General features: G+C 44.2%; 1 protein-coding gene. It reads right to left on the reverse strand.

The genetic code is table 11. The annotated features are described in order from the left end of the window. On the reverse strand, positions 1-710 hold a 710-nt coding region (locus ACT3SX_RS15405), incomplete at both ends, for an IS5 family transposase (RefSeq protein WP_444761858.1).

Genomic DNA, 710 nt, shown 5'->3' on the forward strand with positions numbered 1-710 from the left:
AGAGCGACCGTATTCTCATAACTCTGCTTGAGCTTATCAAATCTGGTGGCAACTGCCCTATACTGTTTTAGCTTAGCAAAAGCATTTTCTACTAAGTGGCGTACCTTGTACAAGTTCCAGTCCATATGGTCGTTAGAGGACTTTGTATTTCGTTTCCGAGGGATGTTATCACACGTCCCTGCTTGTTCAATATGGGCTCGTAGCGCATCAGAATCATAGCCTTTATCGGCACATAAAACCTCTGTATCGCTCAAATCAACCTTGTCTATTAAGTCAGGAGCGACTTTAACATCGTGGGTTGTACCATCTGACAAGATAAAAGTGAGTGGATTGCCATGAGCATCAACTGCCAAATGAATCTTGGTCGCGCGTCCTGCAACACTTTTACTAATAGCCTGCGCATTCTCATTGCCACCACTGCTGTGCTGATGCGCTTTAATATGAGTGCCATCGATAAAGACCCATTCAAGGTCTGCGTCCTTGATCAGTAACGTAAAAAGCGCAATCAGCTTATTACTGCGAGACCAGCGCTGGTAAGCTTTATAGATGGTATTGGGCTTGCCAAAGTACGCTGGTAAGTCACGCCAAGGGCAACCAACGCGCATCCGATACAACACACCTTCAACCGTATTTCTAAGATTTCCTTTGTCATAGATATTCAACTCTAGTAAGATAGGTCTTAGTCTTGTCCAGTGTTCATCTTTGAGCAT

It is taken from the genome of Psychrobacter sp. AOP31-B2-9 (assembly GCF_052378005.1).
Lineage (GTDB): Bacteria > Pseudomonadota > Gammaproteobacteria > Pseudomonadales > Moraxellaceae > Psychrobacter.